The sequence below is a fragment of the Bacteroidota bacterium genome (assembly GCA_030706565.1).
Lineage (GTDB): Bacteria > Bacteroidota > Bacteroidia > Bacteroidales > JAUZOH01 > JAUZOH01.
Window position 1 is genome coordinate 1 of sequence record JAUZOH010000174.1, and the last position, 7,906, is coordinate 7,906.

At 38.0% G+C, this 7,906-nt stretch carries 8 protein-coding genes; 4 read left to right on the plus strand and 4 right to left on the minus strand.

Annotated features, from left to right (window positions below; genetic code table 11):
* The 3 genes from Q8907_09845 to Q8907_09855 form a co-directional block, all read left to right on the plus strand.
* Positions 1-998, plus strand: a 998-nt coding sequence (locus Q8907_09845) for an ATP-binding protein (GenBank protein MDP4274567.1), incomplete at its 5' end; no start/stop codon positions are given.
* Between the two features lie 25 nt (positions 999-1,023).
* Positions 1,024-1,497 carry a chemotaxis protein CheW gene (locus tag Q8907_09850; GenBank protein MDP4274568.1) on the plus strand — a complete coding sequence of 158 codons (474 nt, stop codon included), beginning with the start codon at positions 1,024-1,026 and terminating at the stop codon, positions 1,495-1,497.
* A gap of 26 nt (positions 1,498-1,523) precedes the next feature.
* Positions 1,524-3,707, plus strand: coding sequence for an MCP four helix bundle domain-containing protein (locus Q8907_09855; protein MDP4274569.1), 2,184 nt, complete (start codon positions 1,524-1,526; stop codon positions 3,705-3,707).
* Positions 3,708-3,883: 176 nt separating this feature from the next.
* On the opposite strand, the gene Q8907_09860 is transcribed toward Q8907_09855, so the two are convergent.
* The 3 genes from Q8907_09860 to Q8907_09870 form a co-directional block, all read right to left on the minus strand.
* Positions 3,884-4,549 carry a response regulator transcription factor gene (locus Q8907_09860; GenBank protein ID MDP4274570.1) on the minus strand — a complete coding sequence of 222 codons (666 nt, stop codon included), beginning with the start codon at positions 4,547-4,549 and terminating at the stop codon, positions 3,884-3,886.
* 2 nt (positions 4,550-4,551) lie between these two features.
* Positions 4,552-5,976 carry a response regulator gene (locus Q8907_09865; protein MDP4274571.1) on the minus strand — a complete coding sequence of 475 codons (1,425 nt, stop codon included), beginning with the start codon at positions 5,974-5,976 and terminating at the stop codon, positions 4,552-4,554.
* Positions 5,977-6,082: 106 nt separating this feature from the next.
* Positions 6,083-6,715 (minus strand): response regulator transcription factor, encoded by a 633-nt coding sequence (locus tag Q8907_09870; GenBank protein ID MDP4274572.1) that lies wholly within the window; start codon positions 6,713-6,715, stop codon positions 6,083-6,085.
* A 507-nt stretch (positions 6,716-7,222) separates the two neighbouring features.
* Between Q8907_09870 and Q8907_09875 the strand changes: the two genes are divergently transcribed.
* Entirely contained in the window at positions 7,223-7,633 is a 411-nt protein-coding gene (locus Q8907_09875) for a hypothetical protein (protein MDP4274573.1), read from the plus strand.
* 56 nt (positions 7,634-7,689) lie between these two features.
* Here the strand turns inward: Q8907_09875 and Q8907_09880 are convergent.
* A partial coding sequence (locus tag Q8907_09880; protein ID MDP4274574.1) for an endonuclease occupies positions 7,690-7,906 on the minus strand: 217 nt, incomplete at its 5' end.

Genomic DNA, 7,906 nt, shown 5'->3' on the forward strand with positions numbered 1-7,906 from the left:
TATCAAAGATGTTCCGCAACAATGTTTTTGAAATCCGGCTTGTGCCCCTAAGTGAATCCATCCTGCGCTTTAAGCGCCTGATTCGCGATTTGTCCCGGCAACTCCATAAAAAGGTGGAACTGGTTACCGAAAACATGGACGCAGAGCTGGATAAAGGGACCATAGATCAGTTGAATGAGCCATTGATACATATCATACGGAACTGCATCGATCATGGGATTGAACCCCCTGAAGTCAGAAAGGAAAAAGGGAAACCGGAGACCGGCACAATCAAAATTTCTGCAAATAATTCCGGGAGCCAGATAGAAATACGCATAGAAGATGACGGGGCAGGAATTGATCTGAATAAAGTCAAACAAAAAGCCCTTGAGAAAAAAATCATTACAGCTGCTGATGAACTAACTAAGCAAGAATTGATGGACCTGATTTTTTTACCGGGCTTTTCGACGGCCAAAAGTCTGAGTGAAGTCTCAGGACGAGGCGTGGGCATGGATGTGGTCAGGAAAAAAATCTCAGAACTCAGGGGTGAAATCAAAATAGATACAGAAAAAGGCGCGGGTACTTCATTTACGCTTAAACTTCAACAATCCATTGCTATCCTGGACACTTTACTTTTTAAAGTTGAAGAAACCTTTTTTACAGTAGCCATTTCAGATATCGAAGAGTGCCGCTTAATCACACTGGAAGAAATCAATCAATACAGTAATCGGGGATCTCTACCTTATCAAGATCAGATGGTTCCGTTTATCAACCTTAGGAAGTTTTTCAGACTTGAAGGGGCTTATGGAAAAATAATCAAAGTTATCTTTCTAAAATCCAATGAAAAGCGAATCGCCCTGTTCACCGACAACATTGTGGGAGCACATCAGTCAGTCCTTAAACCATTGGGCAAACACTTTAAAAATCAGAAATGTATAACCTCGGCAAGTCAGCTTGGCGACGGGCGTCTGGCATTCATGCTGGATGCCAACGAATTATACCAGGAAATAGAAAATTAAATAAAATCAAACAAACGACAAAACTATGGTAAACACTTACTTATCATTTTTAATCTGTGGCGATCTATATGCAGTGAATGTAACCAAAGTTCTTGAAGTACTTCAGGAAGAACACATCACTGCCGTACCCAACGCCCCCGAATATATCAATGGCATTATCAACTTCCGGGGCGATGTAGTCCCGGTTTTTGATACCCGGGCCCGTTTCCACCTCCCTAAAAGAACGGAATCAGAGAAATATAACATCATTGTTATCGACGTATCTGAAGGTTCAGACATGTTCCGCATGGGAGCCATAGTTGATAAAGTCAAGGATGTTATTCCCATCAATGATGAAGACATTAAACCTGTGCCTACAATGAGCAAGGAATTTCATGCTGATTTTTTGCAGGGCATTTATAAACTGAATAACGAATTCATCATGCTGATGAATGTAGAAAAAGCATTTTCAGATACAGAATTGAAGACGATCAAAGAAACCGAAACTTTAGAAAAATAATTATTCATTCATTAAAATCACGACCTATGTTTAAAAATTTTACCATTCAAAAGAAACTGCTGTCTGGTTTTCTGGCAGTAGCAGTGCTGGCGGCAATTATTGGTTTGTACGGTTCGGCAAAACTCAAATCATTAAATAAAAACGATCAGTTTTTGTACAATGGATCAACGATGCCCTTGGGTGAACTGGTTAAGATGTCTACCGATTTTCAGAAAGTCAGGGTTCTTTATCGGGATATGATCAGGGAAAACAACACGGACAATATCAGGAGATATCTGGATGAGTCGGACAACCTGATTCAGGACATGTCCACCAGTGCCCAGAACTATGAAAAATCCATCACCTCAGACAAAGGAAGAGAATTATACAATCAGTTTCAAACAGAATTCAACAACTGGAAATCGGAAAACAGCACTTTCAGGAACCTGGTTTTAGCCAATAAGGATGAAGAAGCTTATGCCGAATTGCAAAATGTTGGTGGCTTTAAAACTTCCGTAAAGAATATTGAAACATCAATTAAAAATTTAACAGATAACAAAATTTCCAGGGGAGAAACGACCATTAAAGACAACATCAAACAAACCAACAGTGCAGTGACAATTCTTAGCGCCATTCTTATTTTGTCTCTTGCACTTGCCGTTGCTTTAGGACTGTTCATTTCTTCAAATATCAAAGGAATTATTCAAACCCTGGCAGCAGAAATAGGGAAAATGGCGGCAGCAACCACACAGGGGGATTTATCACATAGAGCCGATACAACTATAATTGACAAGGAATTTAGAGAAATTCCCGAAGGTTTTAATAATGCCATTGATATTGTTAATTCACATCTCTTAAAATGTGGAATTTTCTTCGATCAGGTTGCAAATGGAATAATTCCGCCGAAAGTCACTACTGAACAGGAAGGTGATTTCGCAAAGATGAAAGACAGCATGAATCAATGTATAGAAGGGTTGAACGGCCTTGTGAAAGCCAACAATGTTTTGCAAAAAATGGCCGTTAATGATTACACCTTATCGATGGAGAGCAATTATAAAGGGATATTTGCAGAAGTGGCCGAAGCCTGCAATAATCTGCAGTACAATTTGAAGCATGTGGTACAGATAGCCACGAATATATCAAAAGGCGATTTATGTGATTTGTTAGAATTGGAAGAAATAGGGAAAAGATCGGAAAATGATGTCCTGATTCCCTCCCTGATGAAAGTAGAAAAAGCCCTGATGATGATCACCGAAAAGGCCAAATTAATAGCAAACGGGGATCTGACCGTTTCACTGGAGAGATTATCCGACAAAGATGAGTTGATGTTGGCCCTTTCAAATATGGTAGCCAGATTGAACGAAATTGTGGCAAGCATCATAGAAGCCGCCCACAATGTAGCTACCAGCAGTAATGAAATGAGTACTGCAGCTGTTCAAATATCCGAAGGAGTCAGCGAGCAGTCTTCCTCTGCAGAGGAAGTATCGTCTTCGATGGAAGAAATGACTTCAACCATTCAACAGAACAGCGATAATGCAAACCAGACGGAACAAATAGCCAATAAGGCGGTACAAGGGATGAGTGATGTAAGTAATGCTTCGACAAAAAGCCTGGATGCCATCAAACAGATTTCCGAAAAAATCAAAATCATTAACGACATTGCCAGCAAGACGGATATTCTGGCCATCAATGCAGCAATCGAAGCAGCCAGGGCAGGGGAACAAGGAAAAGGTTTTGCTGTTGTGGCTGCTGAAATCCGCAAACTGGCTGAAGTCAGTCAGAATGCAGCAATAGAAATCAATTCACTCTCGTCTACCAGCCTCAAAATTACACAAGAGACCGAGAATTTAATGGATAAAATTATTCCCGAAATTCAGAAAACAGCACAACTCATCCAGGAAGTCGCAGTTTCCAGTAATGAACAAAAAACCGGTTCGGAAGAAATCACCAAGGCAATTGTTCAATTCTCACAGGTCACCCAGCAAAATGCTGCAGCTGCCGAAGAGATGAGCTCCAATTCTGAAGAACTGGCCAGTCAGGCCGAATTGCTCAAGGAGACCATAGGATTCTTCAATACTGGCAAACAACTTCATGAAACCAAACAAAAATTATCTCATATTTCTTCCAAAAACAATTACAAGAGAAATCAAATTCCCTCTGCGGAAAGAAAAGGAATAAACCTTAATCTTGGAAATTCGGAAGTAAACGATGAAAATTTTGAAAAATACTAAGTTAGTTAGTAATTAGGTTAGTAGTAATAAAAGAGGTGCACGAAAATCCGGAAACCTTTATGGTTTCCGGATTTTATTTTCTGACCCGATTATATTACAGGTAAATTTTTATCATAAAACATTCAACTTTATAAAACCAGAGCAAAAGTAAAATTTAAATTTCCCGGCCCGTTTGCTTAGTTAGGTTCAACAATGCTATTTTTAATTGCGTACATCACCAGACTCGCAGTATTTCTGGAAGAGGTTTTGGCGAGCAAACTGCTTCTATGCGATTTTACTGTAGAAAGACTAACCGTAAGTTTTTCTGCAATTTCCTCATTAGAAAGTCCTGTCACTATCAGTTTAAGAACATCAATTTCCCGGTTTGTCAATTTTGCAGGAGAATTATTTTCAGGGTTGTTTTCCTCTGCCTTATTTTGATTAACGTTCTTAATTATCTTATACAGAATTTCGTTTGAGAAATAATTGCCTCCAGCATAAACTTCAGAAATAGCCCTGGTAAGTTCACTAATACCGGAGGACTTCAGAACAAATCCCTGTATACCGGTTTGAATCATCTGGTAATAATATTTCTCATCCCCGTACATGGTTAAAGCAAGAATCTTTAAGTTAGGGTTCTTTTCAAGCGCCAGCCTGGAAGCTTCTATTCCATCCATTTCAGGCATGGCAATATCCATCAATACGATATCCGGATTTATCTTTCCCAAGTTTTCCAGAAATTCTTTTCCATTCCGTGCTTCGGCTACAACTTCTGCCTCATTTTCACTGGACAATAATAATTTTACCCCATCACGAAACATATCGTGATCATCCACCAGAAAAACACTGATTTTTTTATTCATTGTTATAAACTTAAAATAATTTCGACACTAGTTCCTTTTCCAATGACAGAATGGATATTGATATGGCCATCCAACAAATTGATCCGGTTCTGCATATTAATCAAGCCCATTCCATGGGATCCGGCTAAAGTCTTTTCTACATCAAAACCTTTCCCATCGTCATTATACGAAACAAATAAGCCATTGGATAACTTTTCGAAACAAATATTTATTTTTCTGGCATCGGCGTGTTTTAAGGTATTATTGACACACTCCATAAGAACTCTATACAACATCACCTCGATATTGGCATCTAATCTAGTTTTCAGGTTCGACTGAATATCTATGGCTATTGTGCCGGTATCAACCAGATGTTCTGCATGATTTTTTAATGCATTGACCAGTCCAAAACGTTGCAAAACGTAGGGACTTAAATTATTGGCAATTTCTTTCACTTCAACAATTGCCTGATCAAGGGCACACATTGCATTTTTATGGATCAATTCACGGTTTCGTATATGCTGTTCATCACACAACCATTCCATATACATTTTTACAGCGGATAAAACCGGCCCCAATCCGTCGTGCAATTCCTGGGCATAACGGGTATGTTCGGCTTCCTGAGTTTTGAAAATCGCCTCCATCAGTCGTTTTTCAACCAGTTCTTTTTCCGTAACATCCCTGAGAAGAATAAGTACATATTGTTTGCCGTAGGAATCAAAAAAACGGCAGGTTATTTCCAGATATTTCTGTTCTTTATGAGTCGATAACAGCTCTTTGATAACCCGGTATGGCTTTTTATCTATGACTTGATCACCTTCTTTGAATATTCCCGAGAGGTTTAGCTCAACAAACTGATAAATGGTATCGTTTGAAATATGTTCGATAAACTGTCCGGCGATATCCATAAAAGCCCTGTTGACTTCACACACTCTTTTATCTCTTATGACAATCATCCCGTCGGAAGAAGACTCAAAAATCCTTGTGTATTTATTTTCACTGTTTTGTATTTCAGTATAAGCCTTTTCCAAGACGGAATTTTTGACCTTGAGTTGCCGGATCAAATCCTGGTTTTCCTTGCGCAAATCATACTCCCGGATTGCAAACTGAATGGAGGAAAACATTTCATCATAATTCCAGGGCTTCAACAGGTAACGGAATATCCCCCCCTGGTTAATGGCCATGGAAATTGAAGTATAGTCGGCATAAGCGGTAAAAAGCATCTTGATTACCTGAGGAAATTCCGGATTAATCCGTTGCATGAACTCCATTCCGGTTTCCCCGGGCATACGCTGATCAGAAATCAGAACTTTAACAGGATTATTTTTCAATAACTCATAAGCCTCAGCAGTATTTTTTGCAGTAAGGACATTATAATCATTTGCCAAATAGGCCGTGAATAATTTCAGGTTACATTCATCATCATCTACATATAAAACGCCATCCATCTCATCATGAGTATTTACAAATAATTTTAAAACAAGGAGTTATAACAAAAAAGCCACTATTATGCATTACGGGTAAATATAGCCAAAATATTCCTGCAATAAGAATTTATTCATGTCTATACAACTTATTTTCTATGGCAAATTTGTAAAGAGATAAGGTATTGGTACAATGACTTTTTTCTAAAATATTACTACGGTGCCATTTAATGGTATCATAGCTAAGATGCATTTTTTCAGCAATTTGTTGATTGGTCAGTCCATCGCAAATCAGACGGATAACCTCTTTTTCCCTTTCAGTGAATAAAATCCTTATTAATTTATCATTTTTTGAAAGCGCGGCCACTTCCTTAAGTACCTCATTCGAAAACAGAATCTGACCGGAAGCAACTCTTTTCACAGCATCATTTAGGTCATTAATCCCCGAACTAATCAGTACATATCCCCTGACTCCGGCTTCTATCAGTGCATGGCAAAATTTTGCATCTAAAAATTGAATCAGCACAAGGCATTTGACTTGATTATGCTCCATTAAAAATTTTTTTATTTCATCAACACTATCTTCTTTGTTAGTCGACATATTCACAACCAACAAATCAGAAGAAAAACTTTTGTAAACAGCGGCTAATTCATCTAATTTGTCTAGGTCAGCAAGTACATCGGCGATATGTTCATCTTTCCAGATTTTAATCAGGCATTGCCTGAAAATGCGGCATTGATCTACTAAAATTACATTTACCATTTTTTGTTTTTTTATTTATGATTAGACTTTAGTTATTAAATTCATGTTAGCTTATTATGAACTCCATGTTAACTATTCCATTGATACATTATGCAGAATTCGAGCTGTTATTAAAAAGATTTAGGAGTCTGAAAAAGTTACTCAATTCAGTTTATATCACAATCTGACAATAATTAAATGTCAAATACCTGAGAACCAAGATGAACTAATTAGAAATAATCAATGAGAAAAGAAACGTTGGAATAATCAATTTAAATAGAAAACAAAAGACATTAACGAAGAGGTTATAAATTTTTGACACAAATAGATATAACATAGAAAATTTAATTCGCCATGATTACACCAACTTTTCCAAAAATATTTTACATTATTTCTATTAACACTGAGGTTACAAAAAGTATGCTCGTCGTAACATTTTAAGGATTAATATTTATTTGGTCTTTCTACTCAAATTTAGTAAATTAGTATGAGTTTGTATCTTCTTAAACCCTAAAAACCCCAACCATCATGAAAAATTATTATTTAGCGGCTGTTGCACTATTTGCTGCATTCCTGTTCAGTTCGTGTGCGACTAAAATGATTTTTACGGTCTCACCGGTAGTGCCGGTTGCTGAAGGTTCGGTAAAAATAACAAAGAGCAAAAACGAGAATTTCATCATCAATGTAACGATAATCAATTTACCGGAGCCTGCAAGGCTGACGCCCTCCAGAAAAGTTTATGTGGTCTGGACGGAAACCGCCAGTGGCCCGGCCAAAAACATCGGGATGATAAAAAGCTCCAGGCAATTACTGTCCCATACCATGAAAGGTTCTTTAAAAACAGCTGCCACCCTTAAACCTACAAAAGTTTATATTACGGCAGAAGATGATGGAAATGTCCAGTTCCCCGGTTCACAGATTGTTTTAAATACCCAGTAAGCCAATTTGATGGAAGGGACTAATTCCAATAAATGACTATTTTAAAATTTGCAGCCTTAATATATCTTGAAATCACAAAGGATAGGATAATGATCGGACATTTTCACCTTTATCCGCTTATAACCCAGCGACCGGAGCTTCCGGTCATTGAAGAAATAGTCTATCCGGAATGAAGGTAAATGTCCGTTGTAAGTGTTTCCCAATCCCCGGCCCGAAGTGATAAAGGCATCTTCAAGACTGCCCCTCATCGTTTTATAGGTATAGGATACCGGA